At 48.4% G+C, this 25,255-nt stretch carries 23 protein-coding genes; 7 read left to right on the top strand and 16 right to left on the bottom strand.

From position 1 onward, the window contains the following. Positions 1 to 93: 93 nt before the first annotated feature. The 5 genes from QGP82_RS23390 to QGP82_RS23370 form a co-directional block, all read right to left on the bottom strand. A complete protein-coding gene (locus QGP82_RS23390; RefSeq protein ID WP_499061187.1) occupies positions 94 to 1,284 on the bottom strand; it encodes an NAD(P)/FAD-dependent oxidoreductase in 1,191 nt (396 codons plus the stop codon). After that, complete coding sequence (locus QGP82_RS23385) at positions 1,245 to 1,991, bottom strand: methyltransferase domain-containing protein (protein WP_163662202.1); 747 nt, start codon at positions 1,989 to 1,991, stop codon at positions 1,245 to 1,247. The genes QGP82_RS23390 and QGP82_RS23385 overlap by 40 nt, the downstream gene beginning before the upstream one ends. Further along, positions 1,988 to 3,091, bottom strand: coding sequence for a type III polyketide synthase (locus QGP82_RS23380; RefSeq protein ID WP_163662203.1), 1,104 nt, complete (start codon positions 3,089 to 3,091; stop codon positions 1,988 to 1,990). Before QGP82_RS23380 ends, QGP82_RS23385 begins: the two co-directional genes overlap by 4 nt. Positions 3,092 to 3,211: 120 nt before the next feature. Then, positions 3,212 to 3,952: a class I SAM-dependent methyltransferase gene (locus QGP82_RS23375; RefSeq protein ID WP_499061186.1), complete on the bottom strand. Its 741-nt coding sequence runs from the start codon at positions 3,950 to 3,952 to the stop codon at positions 3,212 to 3,214. Positions 3,953 to 4,333: 381 nt separating this feature from the next. Beyond that, the gene (locus QGP82_RS23370; protein WP_499061185.1) at positions 4,334 to 6,466 is read right to left on the bottom strand and encodes a serine hydrolase domain-containing protein; all 2,133 of its coding nucleotides are present in this window, start codon (positions 6,464 to 6,466) and stop codon (positions 4,334 to 4,336) included. A 529-nt stretch (positions 6,467 to 6,995) separates the two neighbouring features. Between QGP82_RS23370 and QGP82_RS23365 the strand changes: the two genes are divergently transcribed. After that, complete coding sequence (locus QGP82_RS23365; RefSeq protein ID WP_499061184.1) at positions 6,996 to 10,592, top strand: NB-ARC domain-containing protein; 3,597 nt, start codon at positions 6,996 to 6,998, stop codon at positions 10,590 to 10,592. A gap of 21 nt (positions 10,593 to 10,613) precedes the next feature. On the opposite strand, the gene QGP82_RS23360 is transcribed toward QGP82_RS23365, so the two are convergent. Next, positions 10,614 to 11,558: an SRPBCC domain-containing protein gene (locus tag QGP82_RS23360; protein ID WP_499061183.1), complete on the bottom strand. Its 945-nt coding sequence runs from the start codon at positions 11,556 to 11,558 to the stop codon at positions 10,614 to 10,616. A gap of 165 nt (positions 11,559 to 11,723) precedes the next feature. Here QGP82_RS23360 and QGP82_RS23355 point away from each other — a divergent pair, with 165 nt between their 5' ends. Next, positions 11,724 to 13,121, top strand: coding sequence for an NAD-dependent malic enzyme (locus tag QGP82_RS23355; RefSeq protein WP_499061182.1), 1,398 nt, complete (start codon positions 11,724 to 11,726; stop codon positions 13,119 to 13,121). A gap of 236 nt (positions 13,122 to 13,357) precedes the next feature. Then, positions 13,358 to 13,651, top strand: a complete 294-nt coding sequence (locus QGP82_RS23350; RefSeq protein WP_163662211.1) for a YiaA/YiaB family inner membrane protein — start codon at positions 13,358 to 13,360, stop codon at positions 13,649 to 13,651. A 5-nt stretch (positions 13,652 to 13,656) separates the two neighbouring features. On the opposite strand, the gene QGP82_RS23345 is transcribed toward QGP82_RS23350, so the two are convergent. From QGP82_RS23345 to petN, 3 genes are read right to left on the bottom strand one after another with little or no spacing between them, the layout of a single operon-like run. Then, the gene (locus QGP82_RS23345; protein WP_499061181.1) at positions 13,657 to 14,997 is read right to left on the bottom strand and encodes a 16S rRNA (cytosine(967)-C(5))-methyltransferase; all 1,341 of its coding nucleotides are present in this window, start codon (positions 14,995 to 14,997) and stop codon (positions 13,657 to 13,659) included. A gap of 1 nt (position 14,998) precedes the next feature. Beyond that, positions 14,999 to 15,235 (bottom strand): hypothetical protein, encoded by a 237-nt coding sequence (locus QGP82_RS23340; RefSeq protein ID WP_163661770.1) that lies wholly within the window; start codon positions 15,233 to 15,235, stop codon positions 14,999 to 15,001. Positions 15,236 to 15,253: 18 nt separating this feature from the next. Further along, positions 15,254 to 15,343: a cytochrome b6-f complex subunit PetN gene (petN, locus tag QGP82_RS23335; RefSeq protein WP_006516091.1), complete on the bottom strand. Its 90-nt coding sequence runs from the start codon at positions 15,341 to 15,343 to the stop codon at positions 15,254 to 15,256. 125 nt (positions 15,344 to 15,468) lie between these two features. Between petN and QGP82_RS23330 the strand changes: the two genes are divergently transcribed. Beyond that, positions 15,469 to 15,885 carry a hypothetical protein gene (locus QGP82_RS23330; protein ID WP_163662215.1) on the top strand — a complete coding sequence of 139 codons (417 nt, stop codon included), beginning with the start codon at positions 15,469 to 15,471 and terminating at the stop codon, positions 15,883 to 15,885. A 66-nt stretch (positions 15,886 to 15,951) separates the two neighbouring features. On the opposite strand, the gene QGP82_RS23325 is transcribed toward QGP82_RS23330, so the two are convergent. From QGP82_RS23325 to QGP82_RS23305, 5 genes are all read right to left on the bottom strand, one after another. Then, entirely contained in the window at positions 15,952 to 18,846 is a 2,895-nt protein-coding gene (locus QGP82_RS23325) for a carboxypeptidase-like regulatory domain-containing protein (protein WP_499061180.1), read from the bottom strand. Positions 18,847 to 18,852: 6 nt separating this feature from the next. Continuing rightward, a complete protein-coding gene (locus QGP82_RS23320) occupies positions 18,853 to 19,278 on the bottom strand; it encodes a hypothetical protein (RefSeq protein WP_163662219.1) in 426 nt (141 codons plus the stop codon). A gap of 188 nt (positions 19,279 to 19,466) precedes the next feature. Further along, a complete protein-coding gene (locus QGP82_RS23315; RefSeq protein WP_163662221.1) occupies positions 19,467 to 20,255 on the bottom strand; it encodes a fimbrial biogenesis chaperone in 789 nt (262 codons plus the stop codon). Between the two features lie 236 nt (positions 20,256 to 20,491). Then, positions 20,492 to 20,965 carry a hypothetical protein gene (locus QGP82_RS23310; protein WP_163662222.1) on the bottom strand — a complete coding sequence of 158 codons (474 nt, stop codon included), beginning with the start codon at positions 20,963 to 20,965 and terminating at the stop codon, positions 20,492 to 20,494. A gap of 218 nt (positions 20,966 to 21,183) precedes the next feature. Then, a complete protein-coding gene (locus QGP82_RS23305) occupies positions 21,184 to 21,633 on the bottom strand; it encodes a hypothetical protein (RefSeq protein ID WP_163662226.1) in 450 nt (149 codons plus the stop codon). Positions 21,634 to 21,878: 245 nt separating this feature from the next. On the opposite strand from QGP82_RS23305, the gene QGP82_RS23300 reads away from it, so the two are divergent. Both QGP82_RS23300 and clpP read left to right on the top strand, forming a co-directional pair. Continuing rightward, entirely contained in the window at positions 21,879 to 22,001 is a 123-nt protein-coding gene (locus tag QGP82_RS23300) for a hypothetical protein (RefSeq protein WP_499061179.1), read from the top strand. Between the two features lie 113 nt (positions 22,002 to 22,114). Further along, positions 22,115 to 22,720: an ATP-dependent Clp endopeptidase proteolytic subunit ClpP gene (gene clpP, locus QGP82_RS23295; protein WP_006516099.1), complete on the top strand. Its 606-nt coding sequence runs from the start codon at positions 22,115 to 22,117 to the stop codon at positions 22,718 to 22,720. A 9-nt stretch (positions 22,721 to 22,729) separates the two neighbouring features. Here the strand turns inward: clpP and QGP82_RS23290 are convergent, their stop codons facing one another. Continuing rightward, positions 22,730 to 23,428 (bottom strand): slr1353 family protein, encoded by a 699-nt coding sequence (locus QGP82_RS23290; RefSeq protein ID WP_499061178.1) that lies wholly within the window; start codon positions 23,426 to 23,428, stop codon positions 22,730 to 22,732. 123 nt (positions 23,429 to 23,551) lie between these two features. Here QGP82_RS23290 and QGP82_RS23285 point away from each other — a divergent pair, with 123 nt between their 5' ends. Continuing rightward, positions 23,552 to 24,316, top strand: a complete 765-nt coding sequence (locus tag QGP82_RS23285; protein WP_006516101.1) for a TerC family protein — start codon at positions 23,552 to 23,554, stop codon at positions 24,314 to 24,316. A 9-nt stretch (positions 24,317 to 24,325) separates the two neighbouring features. Here QGP82_RS23285 and QGP82_RS23280 read toward each other — a convergent pair whose 3' ends face one another. Next, complete coding sequence (locus tag QGP82_RS23280; RefSeq protein ID WP_163662232.1) at positions 24,326 to 24,715, bottom strand: hypothetical protein; 390 nt, start codon at positions 24,713 to 24,715, stop codon at positions 24,326 to 24,328. Between the last annotated feature and the right edge of the window lie 540 nt (positions 24,716 to 25,255).

Below are 25,255 nucleotides of genomic sequence, written 5' to 3'. Positions count from 1 at the left end.
TGCGTCGGTAGAAAAATCAATAGTCTACTCAGTCCCCCCATCTACTGTTATGTCAAACACTTAAAATTCGACAATAAAAACTCTCGCTGTTAGCTATCCTACGATTTGCATAGTCGGCTGTTCTTCACTGGTAGCCCCCCGAGTATTGCGAATCACCCATGCAGCCATGGTAGGAAACATCTGGCACAGGCCAACGCTGATGTGCGCTAGCTGAGGTTGAATAAAACCGGCATGGAGCATACGCCCTAACTGCAAACGGCTCTGAAACTCTCGCCGCCAAAGGGTTTGATATTGTTGTTTGAAGTGAACAGCTGTTAACTCTCTTTTTAAGAAAGTGTCCACCAGTGGGGTAGCTAATTCAGCCGTGCGTAACGCCATGGCCATGCCATCGCCACACAGGGGGGTAATCATGCCTGCCGTATCGCCGAGCATACAAATGTCGCCGTCAAAATTACCTTTGAGGGCAAAGGAGATCTGACGTAGACGATGTTTTTGAGCATGGCCATAGCTCAAATGGCTCAGTCGCTCATGTAAAACAGGGTTAGCGTGAAGCACATCAGGCAGGTTTGGATCGTCAGCATCTTGGAGAATTTTGCGATGGCCAATCCAACAAAGGTTAATTTGTCCTGTCTCGATGGCAGAGAGACCGCAGTACCCTCCAGGGAAGGCGTGGAGTTCAATGGTTCCAGGTAGGTCTAACCCGGTGCAGTGGGCTTTAAATGCAACCCAGGGGGATGGCCGATGGGTAAAGGGGCGATCTAGCTGGGTGTCTAACGTTGAGCGCTTACCGTAGGCAGCCAGTACGGCCCGAGCTTGAAAGGTGCCTTGGGTGGTACGCACAGAAAAACCAGTGTCTAAGTTCCCTTCGATTTTACGGACCGTTGTGCGATCGCAACAGATTGCCCCCACAGCAGCAGCACGCCTAAACAATATTGAATCTAGCTGAAATCGACTTAATCCGAGGGCTGTGCCAGGTAAGTCCTGTGCAAAATTGGCCCCAGCTGCTGTGGTCACCAATGCCCGATGTATGGGATGCGCTCCAATCTGTTGCACCGCCTCTAAAACCCCAAGACGGGCAAAATTGGCAATCACTTCAACCGACAAAAATTCACCACAGAGCTTGTGGGCAGGATAGCGTTGCTGCTCTAATAGCAATACCTGCCAGCCTGCTTGAGCTAATTGAATAGCGGCACTACAGCCCGCCAGCCCCGCCCCAACAACAATAACGTCATAGATCATGCTCGCTAAACCTTGAGCGTCGTCAATAACCAACGGAACGGCCAATACCAACGGACTGTGAATGCTGGCAGTTCAGCCTTTTGGGCGATCACGTCTAATTCCTGGGCACGAAAGCCGCGCAACACCGAAATCGGGCCATCATTTTGCATCATTTCCGATGCCTGAAATAGTCGAGTCAATGTATAAATACCAAAGTAGGCCAGGGGATGACGATGCAAGTCATTGATCAGCACACCACCACGGGAAACCCGCTGCATCGCCTTGACAATCTTCGTTGCTCTTTCTTCAGCAAAGTGATGCAAAAACATTGCACCCATAGCAACATCAAATTCATCATCATCGTAAGGTAAATTCAAGGCATCTGCCACTTCAACTCGAATTCTGTTTTTTAAAGCATCCGGCAATCTTTTTGCCAAAGCTTGGTTAGCGTACTCAACAGTGACAGGATTTGCATCAATGGCAACAATTTCTAGATCAACAGCAGGATTCTGTTGATCAGCCCAGCGCACAATATACTCAGGAAAATCAGCAATGCCCGTGCCTAAATCCAAAATGCGAATAGGTGCAGCCGATGACTTGTTCGCCGCTTTAAGCCAGGGAGCAAGCACAGCCATGGTGGTACCATAACCGCCTAAAAATCGATTCACGAATCGCAGCTGTTCAAGGGCCGTTGTCAAACGACTGTCCGTAATGGAAAAATCATCCATTAACTCGTCTTCATCGGTACGGGTTTCAAAAGAAATCATCGTCATGCACCCACCTGTTGAAAGAGACACCCCTCAATAGTTAAACCAGGACCAAAGGCCATGGCAATCCCATTTTTCAAATTAGTCTGCTGTGACAGAATCTGTTTCAATACAAATAAGATGGTGCCAGAGCTCATGTTGCCGTATTGTCGTAATACCTCATAGGAAGACTGAAGAGTCCCTTCAGCCAGCTGTAGTAAATCATGTACCTGGTCAAGAATCAGTCGCCCACCCGGATGAACGGCCCAAAAGTCGATGGCTGATTCTGCCAGGTTATTTCGATCTAACAACGTTGTGAGATACGCCGGTAGATACCGAGCAATCGCCTGAGATACCTGAGGGGACAGAGTCATCAAAAATCCTGTGTTTCCTATGGTCCAACTCATCAGCTCTAGGGTGTCATTGGTTAATAGGCTATAGCCATCGACATAGGCCAGCTTACCAACCGCTTCAGTATCTGACTGCGCCGATATAATCGCTGCTGCTGCACCATCACCAAAGAGGGCATTAATCACCACACTTTCTAGAGAATCGTCTGGCTGGAAATGCAAGGTGCACAGTTCAACACAAACCAATAGCACACGAGCATGGGGATCACTCTGACAGATAGCATGGGCTGTCTTCAGCCCATTAAATGCGGCATAGCAGCCCATAAATCCAATGATGGTGCGATCAACATCTGCCCGCAGGCCTAACTGCTGAATCAATTGCACATCCAGCCCTGGCGCTGAAAAGCCAGTACAACTGATGATGATCAGATGGGTTATTGACGTGGGATTTAACCTTGCCTGCTGAATAGCTTGGGAAGCTGCTGATTCGGCAATCTTTGGTGCATAGCTTTGGTAGAGCTGATTACGAACTGCAGTGCTTGGAAGTGGAGTAAGGTGCCAGTTATCTGGGTAAAAACTGAAATTAGGAGGTGCTGTTAAATAATCTTGAATACAGGTATAGCGGCAGTCGATGCCAGATTTCGCATAGATTTTTTTAAGGCGAGCACGTACCGGTGGTGAAAGGCCCTCTAGCTGGGACATAAACGTCAGCGAGTCAGCTTGGGACAGTTGAAAAGGCGGATTAGCCGTTGCAATCGATTCCAGAACGGTATGCATACAGTAAATCCCGCAACGTAAGAATGAAGATCAGAACGCCCCCTCACTCTAGCGAGCGTAAGAATTTTTTGCATAACGAATAAAGCGTTCTCAGAGCTTTCTTATCAATCACCTGTCAATTTAGTCGGATGCTGATGGTTTAAAGGCAATAAAGGCAGCATGAGCGTTAGGGAGTTGATAACGGCCATAGGAACGCATAGTTTGAACTTTAAAACCAATCCGTCGCAACTTATGGGCAATATCTGTTGACCGGTATAGTTGCAAACGATGAACTTCATCATCCCGTCGATAGTGCTCATCCACTTTTCGCAGGGTAATGATGCGGCGGGTCAAGATTGATTTCTCTGCATTTTCTTCTTTCTCCACCAGCACAAGCCAGTTGTTACCTTCGGTAAAATGTTGCTCGTCGTTTTTGTCTATCTGTCCAGGTTCTGCAATATCAAAGATAAAAACACCACCTGGTTCAAGGGCTTGATAGATACGCTTGAACAGTTGGACTAACAACTGCTCATTGTTATCTGGATCAAACAAGTAGTTGAGACATTCACCAATGGCAGTGACCACCTTGCATGTTGGAATCTCAATTTGGAATAGCGATGCAACTCGAAAATCTGCACTTGGAACTCGGATTCTGGCTGAGGCAATCATTGCCTCAGAAATATCAACACCTAGGACTTGATATCTTGCCTTGATGAATTCTAGTGTTGATATGCCACTACCACAGCCTAAATCAACAATCAAACCATTTTGAATATTGTTTTGGCTCAAAGTAGTGAGGATACCGGTAGATGCATTGAGTGCATAGTCACTGTAGCCTGCATCATGGATATAGGAAAGGTCCTCTTTGTAGAAATCTGCCATTGCTTAACAAAAGTTCTGTCTGAGCTATCAATTCACTGGATAACGCTGTTTTTAATTATGCAACTCACAGTTGTCATTAGACCATTGTGCCGAGTCTAAAAAGCACTAAAGAGACATAAGGCAATCGTTAAAGCTACTGTTTGACGACCAGCTTTAACGGTGTCTGCTCATCCATCCACCGTTGATGGGTTTCAAGGCTCTCCTGAATCGTATCTGTGACCTGGCCCAAATCATTCACCAATGCTATGGACTGTCATAGTGACATCAACAGAACAGCTATGAATTCGCTAGATGACCGCTCAATACAAACCCCTACTTTAAAGACCATGAGCCAGGACAAACTTACTGCTGCCCTGGCTGATTAGATATGGATATAATCAGTTAATCCAGCTGCCAAGAGATCATACGAAGTTTCTTCTCTGTGTCTCGCACAGCCGTTAACAGAAACTCCTTGCCATCACGACGAATAGCAGATGATGCAATTCGACTGACCTGCCCCGCAATATCAGTGCCCACACGCGCGATTTGACCGTTGCTCTGCACTTGATAGGCGATCATGCGCAGAATACCTTCACTATCTTTGACCGAGGCAATGACCTTGCCCCCCGGTGCCGCCGTGAGGTCCACAATGCTGGCAAAGCCTGCTGTGGTCGAAGCCTTACGCTGAATCTGGCCGTTGGCCTGCACCTGCCAGGTGATCAGTTTCAGATTGGCATCTTCATTGCTAAAGGCAGTTACCACAATGTCGTTGCCCGCAAGCTGGGCTCTCACAATGTTCAGCTCTCCCTTGATAGAACCGGCCTCAGCATCACCTCGACGAGAGAACGTTTTGGCAGCTGAGTTAAAGGACCAGGCAATGAGCTTGAGTTTGCGATCGCTCCCGGTTGTAGCACTCACCACCCCAGCAAAATCGGCACGGGTTGTGGCCACCGCAATATCCTGGACTGGACCAGCATCAATGTCACCTCGACGGATAATATTCAAGGAGGGAGTCATTTCCCAGGCCACCAGTTTTAAGTCATTCTTCATGCCTCGGGTTAGCGTAATCACCCCTTTGCCATCGGGAAAAGGCGTTAAGGCAATTCTCTTAACGGGGCCAGCAACGACATCATCTCGACGTGTCACCTGACCGCTACTCGAAATCTCCCAGGCAATCAGCTTCAGGTTATCATTCGCATCTCGAAAAGCAGTGACTGCATCTGCACTACTGTAGTCCGGGTGCACCAGATTCACCTGGCTAGCCGCTCCAGCTGTAACAACTTCACCACGGGTCAGTGTCCCCAAATCGTTCACCCGATACGGGATCAGTTGTAATTTACCTTCCGAGTTTGAGAAGACTGCGATCGATCCATCCAGGCTGGCCTCCTTAAAGTCACCGCCCATATCAGTATCCTGTCGCAGAAACTGCGTGATGTCGTAATGCGCTGGAACGTTAGCTGCAGGCACCGCCAGCACAATTTGATCAACCAGCTTCCTGAGGGGGGTAATCTCCTTCATATTGATATTGGTGGCTACAGCAACATGGATACGGCTCAGATCAACGCCGTTCAATGAGGTATACCCGTCCGGGAACATGGCAACGTATGCCGTACCGCTATCGTGAATTAGACCACCATGGGCAAGTTTGCCACGGTCATTGCTATTCCAGGCCATTTTTTCCAGCTCTGGCCCAGTATACGTATTCTCCAGATCAGCCGTAATATACGTCAGATCCTGAGCCGATGCGCGGAAGCCACCTGCTGCCAACCCTGTTCCCGAATTCTTGGGTTTAATAGGAACCGGCGTCCCTTGATCGTTATAAACATGGCTGCGAGCCTGACGGTTACCAAGTTTGGTGCTTTCAGGCAGTACCGCCTCGTGGAGGCCGAGCGATCGCAAGTACGTGTTCACAGCATAATCGCGATAGGACTTGCCAGAAAGTGCTTCAATGACCAACGTCCATATTCCCAAGCTGTGGTTGGCATACTCAGAATTTGTACCGGGCTGAAAGATCAATTGCTGGGTTCTGAGAAAGTGCTTATGAATGTGTTCATAGGTCACCAATGCTTTATCTTTAATATTGAACATAGCGGCTGCACCATTGAGGCTGCCACTGCCGTAAAAACCAGCTGCATGATCCAACAGATGTTGCAGGGTGATTTGGTAGTACCAGTTTTTGTTCGGAGTAGGGCTGAGTTCAATGTCTTCCGCAAAGCGATTCTTAAATAAACCACTCGGGCCATACAGCTTTTGTTGCTGAGGATTAATGCCCTTTGCTCGCATCAGCTGCCAGCCAGCAGGTCCTGTTACAACGGCCTTGGTCACACTACCAATACGGCTGCTCATAAAGGGCTCCATGGTCTGTTTTGTTTCGGCGTTAGCCCAGCCATAGCCTTTAGCTACAATTAGCCGACCGTTTTTTGTGACGGCCACAGTCATGCCAGGCAGTTTTTCTGCTTGCATTAACTTTTTGATCAATTCATCTACTTTAGGTTCAAGGCTGGTCCAAGCGTATCCTGAAGCTGGAAGTTCCATAGTATTCTCCTTTTTTTAAAATCTAGACGGCTCTCGACAAAGAGACTCTTTGAACATGAACAACAAACCACCAGAAGCGTTCTGGAGATTGTTGTTATGCTGCTAGCCATTTACAAACAAGTCGATTATTTTCCACAACCCATGTTGCTTTTAGGCGCACTTTGGGTGCAATTTGTCCCGTAGCACCAGATTTACAATTGTTTTTTTGGGTAGTTGAAAACATGACACAGACTCCAATCAGTTTGTCTATGCCCATCTAAACCAAACACCAACTGAGATCTTGACCGAGTTCTTAGGACTTTTGACCGACTTTTTTCCAAATTTGGAAAGTGACGTGCCACATTTGGAACGTCGACATCTCGCAACTTTTATTTATTTATGCTTCAGCCGAGCTCATGCTCCGTTTGGCTTCATGGTACTTACGTTATTAATAATATGAATGCACATTATGCAATTGATAGATGAGTACTGTCAGTAAAATACTTTCAGCTAGTTGATATAGTCATAAGCATGTGGAGCCCTATTGGTTATGTCTCGCTCTCTAAAGGTCCATAGTCAGTCGACTCAAACCGTTAAAAGCTCACTAAAACGATGTGGTTTTCGCAGTCAGCGCTCCCTAGCTGAGGACCTGGGAATGGCTCTATCGACCGTCAGTCGGTTTCTTAATGGCAAGCCCGTTGACTTTGCGACGTTTGTGGAAATTTGCGATCGCTTAAGCCTAGAGTGGCGAACAATCACCGACATCGCTGATGATACTACATCCGAGACCGACTTAGAAGCATCATCAGCCCTGCCATCTGAAGCTGCTCTATTGTCTTCTGACATTATCCCACCAGAACAACCTCCTGCATCTGAGCCCACCACAGATACACCACAGCAGGATTGGGAAGAAGCCATCGACACCACTTTTTTCCATGGACGCAATGACGAACTAGCCAAATTAAAGAACGCTATTCTCACAGATAAATGCCGTCTGGTAGCGATTTTAGGTTTAGGCGGCATTGGTAAAACCAGTCTGGCCGCAAAACTAGCACAGACCGTTTCCTCAGATTTTGATGTTGTTATCTGGCGCTCTGTACGCAATGCCCCTTCCCTTAAACACCTACTTAAGGAGATGGTGCCTTTCGTATCACAGCAACAGGATATGGCACCCACTACAGAACGACTCTTCCATTGGCTACGGAGTCGACGCTGTTTGATTATTTTAGATAATGTAGAAACATTGCTAGAAAGTGGGCAATCAGGTCAATACCGTACTGGGTATGAAGACTATGGCGATCTGCTACGTCGATTTGGAGAAACCACTCACCGTAGCTGCTTAATGATCACTAGCCGAGAAAAGCCCAGCGAAATTGGCGTTTTAGAGAGTAATCAGCTATTAACCCGCTCATTTCAGCTAGGTGGATCAGCAGAAGCAGCGCAAGCCATTGTCGAAGCAAAAGGGTTGCTGGGTACCCCCGAAACAATCCAACAGTTTTGTCAACGCTATGGAAATAATCCCCTCGCCATTAAAATTGTAGGCACCTCAATTCAGTCAATCTTTGATGGGGACATTGATCTCTTTTTACGGGAAAATGCCCCTGTCTTTAATGATTTCCGTAGACTGCTCAACCAACAATTTGAGAGACTGTCTCCCCTTGAACAAAGCATTTTGTACTGGCTGGCCATCAATCGAGAATGGACAACAACATCTGAACTATTGGATGATATCTGGCCTGTAATTTCACGGGCAGATGTGTTTGATGCCTTAGAATCTTTGAGCTGGCGGTCACTGATCGAAGTAAAAGGAGGTCAATATACTCAGCAACCGGTCATTATGGAGCATGTTACTGAGCGGTTGATTCAAACTATTTATGAAGAGCTAACGATTCTGAGCCAGCCGGAAAATCTGACGCTCGCAACAGCATCTCCACATCTCTTTCATACCCATGCCTTATTGAAAACAACGAATAGAGATTATGTGCGTGACAGCCAGCGACGGATGATTCTTGCCCCCATCACCAAACGGTTGCAAGCACTACTGATCCAGCCACACATGGTAAGTCAATATATGATATCTATTTTGACGAATCTCAGACAGGTTGTCGCAGGCTATGGTGTTGGCAACTTTATTAACCTGTGCCGACAACTTGATGTCGATTTAACAGGCTACGATTTTTCTAATTTAGCTATTTGGCAAGCAAATCTAAAAGAAATTAGTTTGCGAGAAACCAGCTTTGCTCAAGCAAATTTTCAGAATTGTCAATTTAACCATGATTTCGGTGCCGTTATCGCTCTGGCAGTCAATCCAGATAATACTCTGCTAGCAGTTGGTGATTTGCAAGGACATATTCTCATTTGGGACCTTGAAACATATAACCATTTAGAAACCATTAACGGTCACCCGGAAAGTGTCTTTTCGGTCGAGTTCTCTCCCGATGGGAAATACTTGCTCAGTGGTAGCGGTGATGCCACACTTAAACTTTGGCAGACAACTAACTACCAGTGTATCCAAACCTTTCAAGGACATCATCAAACGGTGATGTCCGTTGCCTTTTCACCAAATGGAGAACAGATTGTGAGCGCTGGTGTTGATAAGCGCATTAAACTGTGGGATATCACGAGTGGGCGATGTGTCAGAACCTTGAAAGGACACAACGGTGCCATTAGGGCAATCACGTTTGCACAGACAAAGCCAATCTTAGCAAGTGCGAGTTTTGACAATACTGTTAAGCTTTGGAATTGGGAAACAGGTCAATGCATTAACACTCTGGTAGGTCATACTCAAGGTGTCTGGAGCGTAGACTTTGGTCCGGATGACCATTTGCTAGTCAGTAGCAGTAATGACCATAGTGTTCGCGTATGGGATGCTGCCACAGGAGACTGTCTCAAGGTGTTGTCAGGGCATCAACATGCTGTTTGGTGCGTGAAAGTTAGCCCTGATGGAAACAATTTTGTCAGCGGTGATTACAGCGGTTTAATTAAGCTTTGGGATCTGAAATCTTACACATGCGAACGGTCTCTTCAAGGACATAATAGTTGGGTGTGGTCGCTTGCATTTTCTAGAGATAGCACCTTCCTTTATAGCGGAGGCCAAGACCGTACTATCCGCATATGGGAATATCAGTATGGATGTTGTATCAAAACTCTCTCGGGATACACCAATACAGTATGGGCCCTTGACTTTTCCCCAGATGGCAAAACATTAGCTAGTGGCAGTCACGATGGCAAGATTCGCCTTTGGGATATAACCCAGCAGCAATGTCGATCTACCCTTCTGCATCAAAGTTCGGTTTTTAACCTTAGCTTTAGCTCAGATGGTAACTACCTTGCCAGTGTTGGGGGAGAGCAACCTGTTGTTAAAGTTTGGCGTTTAGATAAAGAAAGCTGTTCCCAGCATTTAACTGGCCATACCGGTCTTATACGGTCAGTTAAATTCCATCCAAATAGTAACTTTTTATGCAGTACTGGCAGCGATCAGACTTGCAAACTGTGGAATATAGCCAGTAATGAAAACAATAACAACTATGTGAGAACATTTCTAGGACACAAAGAGACTATTTGGTCGGTGGCGTTCTCTCATAATGGCAGATATGTGGCAACAGGCAGCTTTGACTGTTCTGTTAGACTGTGGAACCCTGAAACAGGTGATTGTTTGCAGACATTTATAGATCATTCTGATCATGTGCATTCAGTTGTATTCAGTTCTGATGACCGTTTATTAGCTAGCACTAGTTCTGATACGACGGTCAGGATTTGGAATGTTCAAACTGGTGAGTGTCTCAAAACGTTGACAGGCTTCGCTAATGCTGTTTTGACAGGCTTATTTCTATTAGATAGTTCTCGGTATGTGAGTGGCGAATTTAATGGCAATCTCAAAATTTGGGATGTGGAAAGCGGCCAATGTCAGCACACCATACAGGCCCATAACCATATTCTTTGGGCTCTAGCCTTGAGCTCGAATGGTCAGATACTTGCCAGTGGTGGAGAAGGAGACACCATTAAACTATGGGACACCCAATCATGGCAGTGTATTGGCACTCTACAGTTGCCTGGTCCCTATGAAGGGATGAATCTAACCAACGCCACAGGGTTATCAACAGCAGAAAAAACAGCACTCTATGCGTTGGGTGCTGTTTCTGCATAGGTCGTCACAGCATCCAAACGATTACCAACCATCATCGCGGTAGTCTTGATCGTCACGATAGTCACGGTCTGGGTAGTTGCGATCGCTCCTCCGCTCATCAGACCCTCGACCACGATAGCCCCGGTCATCATAGCCTTGGCCACGATCCCCCTGATTGTCATAGCCCTGATCGCGATATTGCCGATCATCATAGCCACGCTGGGGATAATCACGGCCTGATCCCTGATCCGAATAGCCTCGCTCTGGATAACCCTGGTCTGGATAACCGCCTCTACCACCCTGGTTACCGTAGCGTTGGTCATCATAGCCGCCACGACCGTAGCCACGATCGTCATAGCCCCTGTCCTGGTAGCCCCTGCCCCCCTGGTTGCCATAGCCCAAATCATCATAGCCACGACCATAACCACGATCACCATAGGGATCGCGATTTCTGCCATAGGGGTTGCCATAGGGATCTCGCTGAGGCTTGCCGCCACTTTCCACATAGCGCTTCAGCTGGTAAGCCATGCGTCGCAGTCCATCCCGCTCATCCTCTCGAATAAACGGTAGAAAGATGCCCGATAGGGGACCGACAAAAATATCGCGATGCAAATAGCGCGTCCGCCCAGGGGTTACTTCTTGCATTTCAAAGGAATGCTCTGTTTTTAACCCTGGAATTTTCGAAACCCACCTTAGACAGTTACCTGGTCGTAAGGTGGTTACCACGGGCTGAAATTCCGTATCAGCATCGCCTTCAATGCGCTGCATCGCCAGAAATACTTCGCGACCTAGCATAAAGTTTGAGCGCGGATCACAATCGTAGAGAAACGTATTCCAATAACGCCAGTCTTCCTTACGAACCAAGGCATCCCAGACTGCAGCAGCGGTGGCATTAATTTCAATTTCAGCGTAGAGACTTGGCATAGTGCGAAGGCAATGGGGAGTGGGCAATGGGGAGTGGGCAATGGGGAGATTTTGTAGGAGCATTCCATGAAAATCTCCTACAGAAAGGCACAGAGCGCCGTAGGAAAAGAAATTATTTTGTGACCGCCTTTTTATATGGTTGGTTTCAGGGGTCGCGAGATGGGACCATCAAGGCTTAACATTTTTTTTACTACATACCCGCTCCCTATCATCCGAGGTTTTTAGAAAATGGTCAGCTTGACACCGAACCCTAGCTATAGTTTAACCATCCGCATGCATGTGCCCAACCAAGCAGGCATGTTGGCTAAGGTGACCCAGGCAATCGCCGATGCTGGCGGAAGTCTGGGTGACATTGATGTGGTGGAACGATGTCGAGAAAACGTTACCCGCGATGTCAGTGTGGATGCTGCTAGTGCTGAACATGCCGAGGAAATTGTTAATGCAATATATGCCCTAGAGCAGATCGAAGTGGTAAAGGTGCACGATCGCACCTTTAAGCTGCACGAAGGCGGCAAAATCCACATGGAATGCAAGGCCCCTGTGCGCAGTCAAGAAGATTTAGCCATGGCCTATACCCCCGGTGTAGGACGGGTGTGTTCTGAAATTGCGCGGCATCCGGAACGGGTGTATGACCTGACCATTAAATCCAATACAGTGGCAATTGTCACCGATGGCAGTGCCGTCTTAGGACTGGGCAATTTGGGACCCGAGGGTGCTTTGCCAGTGATGGAAGGGAAAGCGATGCTGTTTAAGGAGTTTGCAGGTTTAGATGGCTTTCCCATTTGCCTCAATACCCAGGACACCGATGAAATTGTGGAGACAGTGAAACGAATTGCGCCAGTATTTGGTGGCGTCAATTTAGAAGATATCAGTGCCCCCCGTTGTTTTGAAATTGAAGCCCGTCTTCAGAAGGAACTGGATATTCCTATTTTTCATGACGACCAGCATGGGACAGCCATTGTCAGTCTGGCCGCTTTGGTAAATGCTCTCAAGGTCGTGGGCAAAGAACCACAAATGGCAGAAATTAAACTTGTCATCAATGGTGCAGGTGCCGCAGGCCTGGCCATGGCACGGCTATTCAAGAAAGCAGGAGTTAATCACATTACGGTGTGTGATTCAAAGGGAATTATCAGTCGCGATCGCACCGATCTCAACAGCCGCAAACAAGAATTTGTCGTGGACCAAGGCGGCACCCTCGCCGATGCCATGGTAGGCGCAGATGTATTTATGGGGGTAAGCGCTCCTGGTGTCGTCACCGTAGGCATGGTGAAATCCATGGCCAAAGATCCCATCGTTTTTGCCATGGCCAATCCGGTACCCGAAATTCAGCCTGAATTATTAGACGGCATCGTGGCTGTCATGGCTACGGGACGTAGCGATTACCCTAACCAGATTAATAATGTGCTGGCATTTCCTGGCCTGTTGCGGGGGGCCATTGACTGTCGTGCTGAAGCGATTACCACCAGCATGTTTTTGCATGCAGCCCATGCGATCTCAACGCTGATTCCCGACAACGAGCTACGTCCTGACCACATTGTCCCCTCAGTGTTTGATCATCGGGTAGCGACTGCAGTCGCAGCTGCCGTGCAACAAGCCGCTCGCGATGCTGGAGTAGCCAGAAACTAGACCTAGCAAACTTTGGCAAGCAAAAAGTTGTTGCACAGTCAGTTGCAGCCGGATGTCATTTCTTGTTTAAATGACATCCGGCTATATCCATCAGAAATGCGATCAACTTCGGAGAACTTCGATGATGTTGGCAACAGTTGAGATCTCTTGACGTCATTGAGTACGTCTCATGGCACCTTCATCTTTCCTTTGGAGAAACTAGCACTATGGCAAACGTTTTTTCCGAAGAGAAACCAATGACGACAACTAAAAAGTTCAATACTCCCAACAGTCATACCACTGCCTGGATTGCTCAAACCTGGTTATCCTTTGTTGTTTCAATCTCAGCCACTGCTATCGGCATCATCTATTTACCAGCTGATGTCTGGTTAAAAGGGTACTTGGGTATGGGTTTACTCTTCTCTGTTGGTTCTACAGTCAGTTTATCTAAAACAATTCGCGATCAGGAAGAAGCCAAGCGTATGCTCAGTCGCATTGATGAAGCAAAATTAGAGCGGTTGTTGGCAGACTATGATCCGTTCAAACAATAATGCCCTTACACGATTCGTCGCATTCTCACCATGAAGAAACCGTCCATATCCTGTTTGTGGGGCCATACCATGGCCCACCCCTGGTTTGTAACAAAGGGTGCTACAGGAGAATCGTCTTCAGGGGGATCAATCTGCCAATCAGGGTGATCGGAGAGAAAGGCCTGAATCAAGTTTTGATTTTCATCGGGATGGAGAGTACAGGTGGAATAAACCAGCACACCATCTGGCTTCACCCAATCCACTGCGGCCTCAAGTAATTCTCGTTGTAGGGTGGTGAGACCGGCAATGGAGTTGGGCGTCTGCCGCCAGCGGGCATCGGCGTGGCGATGCAGTGTTCCCAAACCAGAACAGGGCACATCTAACAATACTCGGTCGGCAATTCCCTTAAACTCGGGATGCTCGCGACTATCTCCCATCACCGTTTCGATGCTGTTGAGCTGAAGTCGCTTGGCATTCTGACGGATCTTATTAAGGCGAGAAGAGGTGCGATCGCAACCTAACACCCGTCCCCGATCCTCCATCATTTCTGCCAGATGCGTCGTTTTTCCCCCCGGTGCTCCACAGGCATCAATCACCGTTTCACCAGGCTGGGGATCCACCAAGTAGCTAACTAGCTGGGCGCTGCTATCCTGCACCATCCACCAACCTGCTTCATAGCCTGGCAGCTGGCGCACATTTCCCATGGGACCCACAATCCTGAGGGCATCTGGAATGCCGCCATGGGGTACCACCGTTAGCCCGTGATCTGTCAGTGCAGTGGATACCTGATCAACCGTTGTACGCAATCGATTCACCCGCAGGTCAATCTTAGGGGCTTGATTGAACCATTCACAAAGCCTGGCCACATCTGCAGCAGGCACTAGCTGCTGCCAGGCTTGGATAATCCAATCGGGATAACTGTGCAAAACACCGAGGGCTGCGATCTCATCGGTGGGCAACTGTAGCGGATCACCCTTCGCTTCTTGCAGGCGGATATATTGCCGCAACATGCCATTCACCACACCGCTGAGTTTGCCGAGACGCTGCTGTTTGGCCAGCTGAACTGTTGTATCTACAACAGCATGATTGGGCACATGATCCAGATAACGTAGCTGATAGAATCCAACGTGCAGAATACGACGTAAATCGGCAGGCTGCTGATCAGCTCGCCGCTTACCCAGTTGATCAATCAGCGCATCCAGGGTGCGTTGGCGGCGTACGGTGCCATAGATTAATTCTGTCGCCAAACGTCTATCGGCGGGCATCAACGTAAATTTGCCGATATTGCGCTCCAGGGCAACATCGGCAAATGCACCTTTGTCTATGTCTCTGAGTACTGTGAAGGCTAGCTGTCGCGCCGATATCAAACTATTTCTTACCCTTACGCTTATTACGTGCAGGAGTACGACTATCGGATGCCTCTTGAGAGCGCTTACGCTTGTTGCGCACAGGTACGCGATTATCCAACGCTTCCTGAGAGCGCTTGCGTTTATCTTGCCACTCTATGGCAGTTAAATAAATTACACCGCCAGTCACAAACAGCAAAAGTAGCGCTGCCAAACTAGCTAGAACACCGTACGCTTGAGCTTCTAATGCACCTGTCATCGAAATATAGCTAATCCCTTAGAAACCGTTGCGACCCCAAATTACCATCGAGATGGAGAAGCTGAAGAAAGCAAGTAATCCAACCCAACCGAGTGTCAAAATATCCATATCGCCTAACTTGCGTTGTTGACTAAACTAAAAGCGCCGCTCAATCGGCTATTTCTATCATACGGTAGATCAATGCCCGATTTTTGGGTGATGGCAAAATTGACGCAGAACAGACAGCTAATGCTATGGACCAAGAACGTGTTGAATCAATCAAAGCTGGAGGTTTGGCTGCGCTAACAGGTACTGGTGTGAGTGCTATGTTGATCGCGTTACACCCTCATCTGCTTAGTGCCAGCGCTTTGACTACCGGCATACTACGGGTTGCTGTAGCCACCGTCTGTGCATTTCTATTTGGGGTCACTTACCGCTACATCGTCCGTAACGACTCCAACCCTCACCTGCGAAGTGGTGCCGTGGGTGCCTTTGCCCTCACCCGCAGCCTGGGGCAACTAGAAAGCATCACGCCTCCAGACCTTGCTTTATCGGGTGCCTTACCCCTGGCAGTACCCATTGTCGAAAGCTTTGGTCTATTTATGTGTATCCGTTTAGTTTTGGACTGGGGTCTGAAGCAACAATGGTTTCAACCGTTCGAGTCTGATTGACTACTGGCCATAGTTTGCTGTACTGGAATACGTAAAATGTTATTCCACCAAACTCATAAATCAGGATTAGCGAGTTAGCGAGCCGATATCAAGTCTAGGGCGCTGAGTTTCAATGGCATCAGGCCTCACTTTAAAGTTGATTTCCTGAAAAGGCTCAGTACTGTCATTGAAATTGAGGATCGTATCGGCAACAGACCGCTCACCAATTTCAAAACGATAGTCTCCTTGGGGCATACCTTCCAGATAAAAGACACCAGCACCATTGGTGACAGACAGGTGACGAGAATCGGAGCTGGTATGGATTGCCTGAACGTTCTGTCCTGCCATGGCATTACCATCGGCGTCTAATACCACCCCTGAAATACTAAAAGACAGTCCCAGGGGAATCGAGAGGTGCGTGTACTCACCAGGGGCAATATCGGCAGCAAACGCCCGAGAAACGGCCTGACGATCAAGTGGAAATCCAGCCGGGTCTAAATCGATGCGATAGACCCCTGGCGCTAGGACGACTGTGGCATAGTTTTTCTGACGATGGGGCTGATAGCGATCTAAAGATTCGTGGTTGATGGTAATCAGCAGGTCTAGATCTTCTAGATATGTGGATTCTCCTGGATCCTGTTGGCCATTGTTGTTGTCATCCAGAAAAGGTTGAATCATCAACCCCCCCTGAGTTCGCAACCAGTCCTGACGTCGGTTGCCAAAATTTAAACCCTGCTGAAGATTGAGACGGGGGGATAGCTCCAGGCGAAAGGTGCTCTGGTCGGAAAAAGCGGATACCTCTTGATAGCGGGCACGCAGGTCTAACCCAGGCAGAATACCGGTGGCAAAATTGGCGAAGGGGCCACTACCGGCTGTGCCGATACCATAGCCCAGTTCGATATCCCATAGGGAACGACCGTCAATGTTGCGATCGCTCGATTGATATCGCCAACTAGCCATTGCCAGTTGACTAAAATCATTCAGGTTGCGGGTCTCATAGCCAATATTTAAGGAATGCCCCAGACTATTGGCAGGGTTTCCCGATAAATTGTAAATGAGCTGGGACTGGGTGGTAATTTCATCGCCACGATGACGCAGCCCCAGGGAACCGTAGCGGGCATTGGTATGCCAGCGGAGATTGCCATTAGTATCAACATTGGCCAGGCCAAATAGATAAAATTTGCCCCGAGTTAGATTGACTCGGGTCCCTGCAGCCAGGGCATCGTCCCTGGTATTCCCTGAGGCTGTCAGGGCGATGCTGGGTAATAGCTGCCAATCGGCTCGCAGGCGTTGGGAAAAGCGATCGCTGTTAAAATCAATAGCCAGGTCATCCGTTGGTTGCCAGCGCATGTCAGCATTGACATCGACATCACTATCTCCAGGCGTTAGCATCACCGACATCGCCGCCTTAAGGGGAATATTACTGGGACTGTAAAAGACTTCACTAAGCAATGTCAGGGAACTATCCTGGATAACACCAGCCCCGAGGGTAAGGGATTCACTCACACCAGTCCGATAGCCAATACCACCTCGAAAATTATGGAAATCGCCCCAAAATTGGGGTTCCTCCTGGTTATTCCTCTGTCGATTAAATCCAGCCGATAGCACTAGGGCCGATGCCCCCATCGGTAACTGCCCTGGCAAACTTGAAAAGGTGGCATCATATTCATCCGGGCTGGCTGCCAGCTGGCCATCGGGAAAGAGCAATACCCGATAACGGCCAAAGCCTGTGGTAGCTACATCGGTAAACCGATATAGACCAGAGGAATCCACCAGAACTTCATCGATAACTTGGTTGTTACGGGCCAGCTGTACCAAGGTACCAGGCTCGGCTTCACCACTAACCGTACGATCCAGGTTAGTGGCCTGGAGACGCCGACGTGGGTTAAAACCACCACTGCCGCGCTGGGCAGGGGGTTCAAATCCCCAGCGTTGCACCAGGGTCGCCCCCCAATAGTCACCACCTTGACTTTGCCAAAAAGTGGGCTGGGACCCCAGGGTATAGTCGCTATGGTCACCATAGTGCAAGTACTGTAGTTCATTTAGATACCAGCTCGATTGGTCATCTAGACTGGGTTGATCGATTTCGGCATACCACGCCCCCCCAAAGGCTGTTCCCACCGCATTGAATCGTCCCCGCCAGTTAGTGGAACCGGACCGATCACCACTAGCGGTACGTCCCGACAGGGTGGTTTGTTGGCCAATGCCACTGAGGCTAAACCGATTTGAGTTCAACTCAGGTAGTCCATCGGTGACAATAGGGGCGACAACGGTTTGTTGCTGTTGCGACCGTTGCTCCGGTGGGGCAAACCGAATCACATAATCGGCCATGTCAAAGGTGGCGGAGATGCCCAAATAGGCCTCTATCTCAGCAATGGAGAGCACCCGCCCCAGGTTTGGATCGATGGTAAATTCATTGGGATGAATACGGGTAACCGCAGCTGGCGATCGCAACTCCAGCTCGCCATCATCCCAAACAGTGACCTGCACATTGAGCACCTGCACCACATCATCAAAGGACAGTTGCCACTGTTCAAAGTCAATGGGGCGCTCACCATTTTCATTCCCCTTAACCAAGGTAGTGGGCAAAACATTGCGATTCCCCAGGCTCACCCCCACTGGAAATACAACAAAGTCAGGTGTAGAAGTATTAGGATCAAGGGTAGGAGCATTATTCTCCCCAGGCTCAACATCATCTTCAATATCCACCACAGCTGCATCTGAACCTTTGTCAGCAATAGACTCAGCAGGAACTAGTGCATTAGGCTGGAGAGAATCTGTAGTTTCAGAAACTGGCTCAGAAGAAAAGAGTTCTCTGGGGTGAGGAGAGTCTTTATTTAGGTCAGATAATTCCTCTGACTCCCCATAGGCTCTCCCCCCTGGCAGGGGTAAACTCTCAGCCAGAGCGACAGTGGTCAACAACAACAGCCACCAAAGGGTGACAAACAGGTGTAGACTGCATCGCCAACTTACCAGGGCCATGGTTGTTTACAAAGGAGTCACGGTGAGTCGCACAGTATAGGTATAACGCCCTGGTGGATAGGCTTGGGGACGTTCCACCCGCATCCGGACACCAAGATCAACGCTGCCGGTTTCCCTGATTAGTAGTGGGTGACCATGGACCACTTCGTTGCCATTATGGCTCACATAGCCAGTATGCTGGGTGCCCACTGGATCAGTAAATCCAGCAGGTGTGGGGGGTGTGGCCATAATGGCAAATGGCTCGCTCACCTGAAGATTCAAAATAGCCGGATCGATGGCTTCTAATGTGGTTTGGCCAGCATCAACAATGTCTAAGGGGGATAGATCGACTAGGTGGCTATTGATGATTTGAGCGTGTGCCGGGGCTGAACCAAAAGCCACCAGTCCCCCCACCAAAACTGATGGCAGCATACGCAACAACACAGTGTCCATAATGGTGTGAATAGTGATGTGAATGGTACGAACGAGAGAATTTAAACCAGAGAATGTGAACCAGATAAAACCGCGTCCGAATTTAATCAACCCGATTAAACATGAACACTTTCGTAGGGGCAATCCTTATCATTGCCCTGCGATATCGGGGGCAGGTGTCCAGGATTTCGTAAATACAATTTGTGTTGTCAGGAAACGTTGAGTGAGACAGAAAACGGTTGAGTTAATTCTGTTTCACCATCGCGCCAGCTCAGTTCCCCCGTAATTTCATAGGTCCCTGGGGTGAGGGGGCGATCAGGGATAAGATGCAGATTGCGATCTCCACCCGCCATCACACTAGTCGAAATCGTTTCGCCGCTAGTCACTGTCTCACCAACCCGCTGAATCGTCCACTGGGCCTTAGGTCGAGCGGAACCTGAGCCACTGTTGGCCACCAGTAATTCGACGTACTGTTGCTCCACATCCCACTGGGCACCGGTGACAGCCAGACTAGCAGTTACTTTTCCTTGACGCACATAAATAGTTGCCCCCACACGGGTAACAATACCGACGTTACTGCCCACCTGACGTGTTGCATCCAAGGGTTCAGTAAAAATCACGGCCCGATATTCTCCCTCCGGTAGATTGGGGGGAAATATGCTAATTAACCTAACCCTACGCTCACTTTGGGCTGGAATCACCAATTCACGTGGCGAAAACTGCAAGTAGGGGGTGAGATCCTCTGGTGAATTTTCCAGCAGCATAAACCCATTATCCCGTTCATAGGTAAAAGGCTCAGCATAAACCCGCACCCGCATAGCTTCACCCCCATTATTGTTAACGCGCAATACCCCCTGGGCTCGGCCTCGTTGGGCCTCTGTTTCGATGACCAACGGTGACAGCCCCATTTGGGCAAAGGCTACAGGACTCGTAACTAAGCAAGCTAGGCCAACCGCCCAACCGCACCAGCGACTGGCCCCATGAAACGGTAATGACATTCTGGGTCGTGACATTCTAGGATAAGTTCTAGAGAACAAGACTTAGCAACATAGCCCTAAGATGCCCAGGCAAGTTTATGTGTCATCGTTGCAGGTCAGTTTTGATTTGACTCAGCATCATGCAGGGATTTCTCGCTAATGCCATTTTTAATAACCCAAAAACAGCGTCTCCACCTATCCGAGAAAACACTGTTTTTTGCACCTTGTCCTATGTTGTTATTTAGGATTTTAAGTTTCTAGTTGGGCGTAGCTGTAACCGTGACACTAAACCCATAGTTACCGCTAGGGATGGGAGATTGGTTATCGTAAGCCATGCCAACATTTAGTTGGGTCAGCCCTGGGGAAATAAATACAGTGTCACCTCCCAGGGGAGTACCGACTGGAGCCATAAAGCTCTCCTGAAAACCAGTGATACTCAAGGCTGGCCCAGCAGTCTGCATTGGAGGAGCTGCTGTCACTACGGCGGGGCCATTGCAGTCAGCTGTGATCTGGGCTGGAGTGCCATAACCCTCATCAGCGAAGAACCGATAGCCCATGGAACCCCCACCATCCGCTTCAATCTGACCGCTGCTGACCAGGCTTAAAAGACACTGCTCATAAACCACCCCATCAAAAGGCACATCTAGACTATCATCGGCAAAGGCTTTGGGGGTCCAACAGACCATGGCCCCAAGCATCAAAACAGAACAGGCGACAAAATAACGTTTCATAATTCAGGCAATAGTTTGATGATCAATCAATGCGTCTACCAAATCCGAATTCAGTAACCCCGATTCACAATGGACACCCTCCTTGGAGGTGTGCCTTGGCAGGGCTGTGCCTTGTGCCGGCCCTGGGATACCAGACGCCATCAACCAGGATTTGATATTGAATATATAGGGAATAGCTCTAATTGTTCTGGTGTTGAGCTACCCCTAAAAACTGTCGTTTAGTTAGGCGTTGCCGTTAGCAGCACATTGAAAAGGTAATTACCATTTTCAATAGGGGTATTGCCACTGTCGGCATGCATTTCTATCCCAAAACTTTCACCACCAGCGGCCACACTAATATTCTGGCTAGGACCACCATTAGTGGGAATTAAATCAGCAATCGCGAAGGGGAATGGGGTAGTTCCCTCAACTTGGTTCACACTGGTCACCATAACATTGGCGGGAGAGCTACAGTTGGCAGTCACCTGGGCAGACTCTCCTACTAGCATATAGCCACTAGAAGAATCACGCTCTAATGAGCCCGGGCTATCCACAGTAAATTCGCAAATGTTGGTGATGGTGCCCTCAAATGGTACTTCAAAGTCTTCGGCAGAAGCTTTGGGGGCCAGTACTGCGACTGTACCTGCTGCGATCGCAAGCGCCAGGAAGGCAGAACAGCGAATCATCATATAAGCTTGAGCTCCAAATCAATTTTCTCTTTTGTAAGCCAAACACCCAGTCCCAAATCTTTTCTACATTAGCGTTTGTACTTGCTTCCACCATATGGGTTAGTTAGGTTAAGTTCCCTGGGCAAGATTACGGGATTAACGATTTGCTATGGGTAAACCTGTCCGTAGTCTTTACGGAATCAATTACCCCAAAGCTATGTCAAAACACTGGTTAGGGGCGCTAACCTACATTCAGGTTAAAACCTTTGGTTTTTCCCACAGAAAAACTAGTACCCGATGGCAGACATTTGGCAGCGATTTCATCCCCCCATCCACCCATCGACTCATCCACATTGGATAGTGGGCAAACTTACGCCACAGAGTACTAGTGTCCTAAATAGAGACAAGGTCTAGTTTAAATCGGGTTATCCGCACTCCCCCATTGCCCCAACTAAGTCTGTACAATCGATAAAGCAAGAAAAGAACCCATACTTAGGCCCTTATGATTCCTACCGTTATTGAGCAGTCGGGTCGCGGTGAACGCGCCTTTGATATTTACTCCCGCCTTCTACGGGAGCGCATTGTATTTTTGGGGCAACAGGTGACAGCTGAGTCATCCAACCTGATTGTGGCGCAGATGCTCTTTCTAGAGGCCGAAGACCCAGAGAGAGATATCTATCTGTATATCAATTCTCCTGGTGGTTCCGTATATGACGGTCTGGGCATCTTTGACACCATGAACCACATCAAGCCCGATGTCTCCACCATCTGTGTGGGTCTGGCGGCTAGTATGGGAGCATTTTTGCTAAGTGCGGGTACCAAGGGTAAGCGCATGAGCCTGCCAAACTCACGCATCATGATTCACCAGCCTCTGGGTGGCGCTCAAGGTCAGGCGACTGATATTGAAATTCAAGCCAAGGAAATTCTTTACATTAAGAAAACATTGAATGATGCCCTGGCAGCTCACACTGGTCAGCCCATTGAACGCATTACAGAAGACACTGAGCGCGACTTCTTTATGTCCCCCAGTGAAGCGGTTGAATACGGTTTGATCGATCAGGTGATTGATCGTCATGCCATTGGCAGCCGTCCAACTGTAGTTGAGTAGGGCTCAAAACTACCTCATACTTGGAGTTGCCTGAGATTCTAGATACAGCAAAAACGTCAGAATTTCTTCGTCCGTTAACTGCTGACGGGAGCGTTTATTAAAGGTTTTCTCTAGATAGCTTCGCCCTTGTACATTACTCCAGCCAAGACGAGCCATTTCTACATCGGTCTGGGCAATGATGTCCGACAGATCTACAGGGTTGGTATCGTCAAAATTTTCGATTGCTGTGGCGGCCAGGGATGATGCTGGAACCTCAGAAGGAGCTGGAGCTTCATCCGGTGTGATGCTGTCAATGGGCCGACCTATGTCTTCCGAGTCTTCAATCTCAGGTTCGACAGGTTCGACAGATAGATGGGTTAATTCTGGTTTCTCAGATGGGGCGGTTTCATTAACGGGAATGGAGGTATCTGTAGCTTGTTGTGCGGAGACACTCGGCTCAGGGACCAATTGCTGAGGTTTGACAAGACCGTTTTTGTGCTCCTGGGAAGTCCCTTGAGCAAAGCCCAGCATCGCCAGGGCACGGGCTTTTGCCTGATCATCTGCCTCGGCCAGGCTAGCATCTGCGGCTAAGGCTGTAACAATTACTGTTTCGCCAATTGTCACGGTGGCTTTCACTAGATATTGCTCGGCGTGGGTTGTAAGCAGTTCAGTCGTTAGGCTGCCATCGGTATACTGGTGACGAAATTGGGCAAAAAGTGAGGAAATCACGGGCGGGAAATCCGTTGACTAGGATGTCGGTGAATAGTATCCGATCTATTCTAAACAAGGGTGTACCTATGCCCGACTGCCAAGGACATGTTTACTGCAATGACCGCAAACTGTAAGGGCTAAATGTTAGATCAGTTACTTGAATGGTCGCCTAATTTAGGTCTGGACACATTACTTCTATTACCGGTGCTGATCGCTCTGGAGGCTGTGTTATCAGCAGATAATGCGATCGCACTTGCTGCCATTGCCCAGGGCTTGGAGTCCGAGGAACAACAAAAGCGCGCACTCAACCTGGGATTGCTCGTCGCCTTTGTGCTGCGCATGACTCTTATTTTGACGGCCAGTTGGGTCCTAAAGTTCTGGCAGTTTGAAGTCGCGGGTGCAGCCTATTTATTATGGCTGGTGTATCAGCACTTTAGTGGTGATACCGATGATGAGCAGCACCACGGCCCTAAGTTTGCATCCCTGTGGCAGGCGATTCCCATCATTGCCTTTACGGACTTAGCATTTTCCCTAGACAGCGTCACAACAGCCATTGCCCTGTCCGATGAAGTAGCCATTATTCTTCTCGGTGGTACCATCGGCATCATTGCCCTGCGGTTTATGGCAGGGCTATTTATCCGCTGGCTCGATGAGTATGTTTATCTAGAAGATGCAGGCTTTGTCACCGTTGCCTTTGTGGGCCTACGATTACTCGTCAGGGTTATCAACGAAAGCTGGGTACCGCCAGACTGGGCCATGTTAGCCCTGATTGCCGCTGTCTTTGCTTGGGGTTTTTCTAAACGGGTGGAACCCGCAGTGGATGATGAGGTCGCACTTAAGGTACCTGTGATTACCGCCATAGAAACATCTGAAGACGAAGAAGATAAGGTCCTTAGCAAAGACTAATCAAACCTACTAGCCAAACCAATAGGAGGGCATGCAAGTTTGGGTCATATCTTGCACACTCAAGGATGGCTCGATGGTTTCGGTTTCTTCTGTGCTATTCAATAACAGGTCAAGCTGCTCTTGCAAAATGTACTCAATACCCCAATAGATATAGCTTTCTAGTCGTAGTTCTAGATCTACAAGCTGATGGAGATATTGGGGTAAGCACTGCCATTCTTGCGGATTATTGAGCTTTGGCATTGCCTTCTTGAGCTGACATTCAACATAATCCAGTAGTAATTGTTTAATCGCCCCATTACCTAAAGCTGTTTGATATGGATAAGCCGGGTATGCGGCTACGACGCTATCAACCTTATCTGATAGAAGCTGAGATACTGAGCTGGTAGTGCATTGCATCATTAAAATCTCTCTAAAAATCGTGTTCTAACTATTGGCATAAGTCGCTAAAACAGCCAGTGCAAAATCAAGCTGAAACGTGAGGATGTAAGCCCTATTGCTTGAGAGATTTTGAAATTTTGTACGTCGCAGGCCATACGTTGACGCGTACCACCACTGCAGCGTACTTGCGACTCCCTGTCCTAACCCCTATTCCTAAGCTCGACGGACTAGTAAACAATGACTGGTCGTACCTCTTATGCCTACCAATACAGAGTAGGGAGAAAATCTAAAGATTTTGTGAGCATCTGGTCATCATTGTGAGCAGACCCTCAAGTATGCTCACTTTATTTTTAGATTGATTTAGCCACCAGTCGCGTACGGAAACCTGGGGTTAGGTCTTGAGGTATCTAAAGTTGCCTACATCAGCCCATTGGAGAACACACCATGAGGTATTGCCTCTGCTGCAATCATTCGCTGCTGCGTCATATTCGGCAGAATAGTTTGTATTGGTATTGCCCCAGCTGTCGTCAGGCGATGCCAGAGGCAACTGTTGGTGTTCAT

The organism is Leptothoe sp. LEGE 181152, from assembly GCF_032906605.1.
GTDB lineage: Bacteria > Cyanobacteriota > Cyanobacteriia > Phormidesmidales > Phormidesmidaceae > Leptothoe > Leptothoe turfae.
This window is presented reverse-complemented; position numbering and strand designations above follow the sequence as displayed.

Coding starts and splice junctions, on each gene's coding strand:
- QGP82_RS23385 (WP_163662202.1), bottom strand. CDS start 1,991: ATGACGATGATTTCTTTTGAAACCCGTACCGATGAAGACGAGTTAATG.
- QGP82_RS23380 (WP_163662203.1), bottom strand. CDS start 3,091: ATGCATACCGTTCTGGAATCGATTGCAACGGCTAATCCGCCTTTTCAA.
- QGP82_RS23375 (WP_499061186.1), bottom strand. CDS start 3,952: ATGGCAGATTTCTACAAAGAGGACCTTTCCTATATCCATGATGCAGGC.
- QGP82_RS23370 (WP_499061185.1), bottom strand. CDS start 6,466: ATGGAACTTCCAGCTTCAGGATACGCTTGGACCAGCCTTGAACCTAAA.
- QGP82_RS23365 (WP_499061184.1), top strand. CDS start 6,996: ATGTCTCGCTCTCTAAAGGTCCATAGTCAGTCGACTCAAACCGTTAAA.
- QGP82_RS23360 (WP_499061183.1), bottom strand. CDS start 11,558: ATGCTCCTACAAAATCTCCCCATTGCCCACTCCCCATTGCCCACTCCC.
- QGP82_RS23355 (WP_499061182.1), top strand. CDS start 11,724: ATGGTCAGCTTGACACCGAACCCTAGCTATAGTTTAACCATCCGCATG.
- QGP82_RS23350 (WP_163662211.1), top strand. CDS start 13,358: ATGACGACAACTAAAAAGTTCAATACTCCCAACAGTCATACCACTGCC.
- QGP82_RS23340 (WP_163661770.1), bottom strand. CDS start 15,235: ATGACAGGTGCATTAGAAGCTCAAGCGTACGGTGTTCTAGCTAGTTTG.
- petN (WP_006516091.1), bottom strand. CDS start 15,343: ATGGATATTTTGACACTCGGTTGGGTTGGATTACTTGCTTTCTTCAGC.
- QGP82_RS23330 (WP_163662215.1), top strand. CDS start 15,469: ATGGACCAAGAACGTGTTGAATCAATCAAAGCTGGAGGTTTGGCTGCG.
- QGP82_RS23325 (WP_499061180.1), bottom strand. CDS start 18,846: ATGGCCCTGGTAAGTTGGCGATGCAGTCTACACCTGTTTGTCACCCTT.
- QGP82_RS23320 (WP_163662219.1), bottom strand. CDS start 19,278: ATGGACACTGTGTTGTTGCGTATGCTGCCATCAGTTTTGGTGGGGGGA.
- QGP82_RS23315 (WP_163662221.1), bottom strand. CDS start 20,255: ATGTCATTACCGTTTCATGGGGCCAGTCGCTGGTGCGGTTGGGCGGTT.
- QGP82_RS23310 (WP_163662222.1), bottom strand. CDS start 20,965: ATGAAACGTTATTTTGTCGCCTGTTCTGTTTTGATGCTTGGGGCCATG.
- QGP82_RS23305 (WP_163662226.1), bottom strand. CDS start 21,633: ATGATGATTCGCTGTTCTGCCTTCCTGGCGCTTGCGATCGCAGCAGGT.
- clpP (WP_006516099.1), top strand. CDS start 22,115: ATGATTCCTACCGTTATTGAGCAGTCGGGTCGCGGTGAACGCGCCTTT.
- QGP82_RS23285 (WP_006516101.1), top strand. CDS start 23,552: ATGTTAGATCAGTTACTTGAATGGTCGCCTAATTTAGGTCTGGACACA.
- QGP82_RS23280 (WP_163662232.1), bottom strand. CDS start 24,715: ATGATGCAATGCACTACCAGCTCAGTATCTCAGCTTCTATCAGATAAG.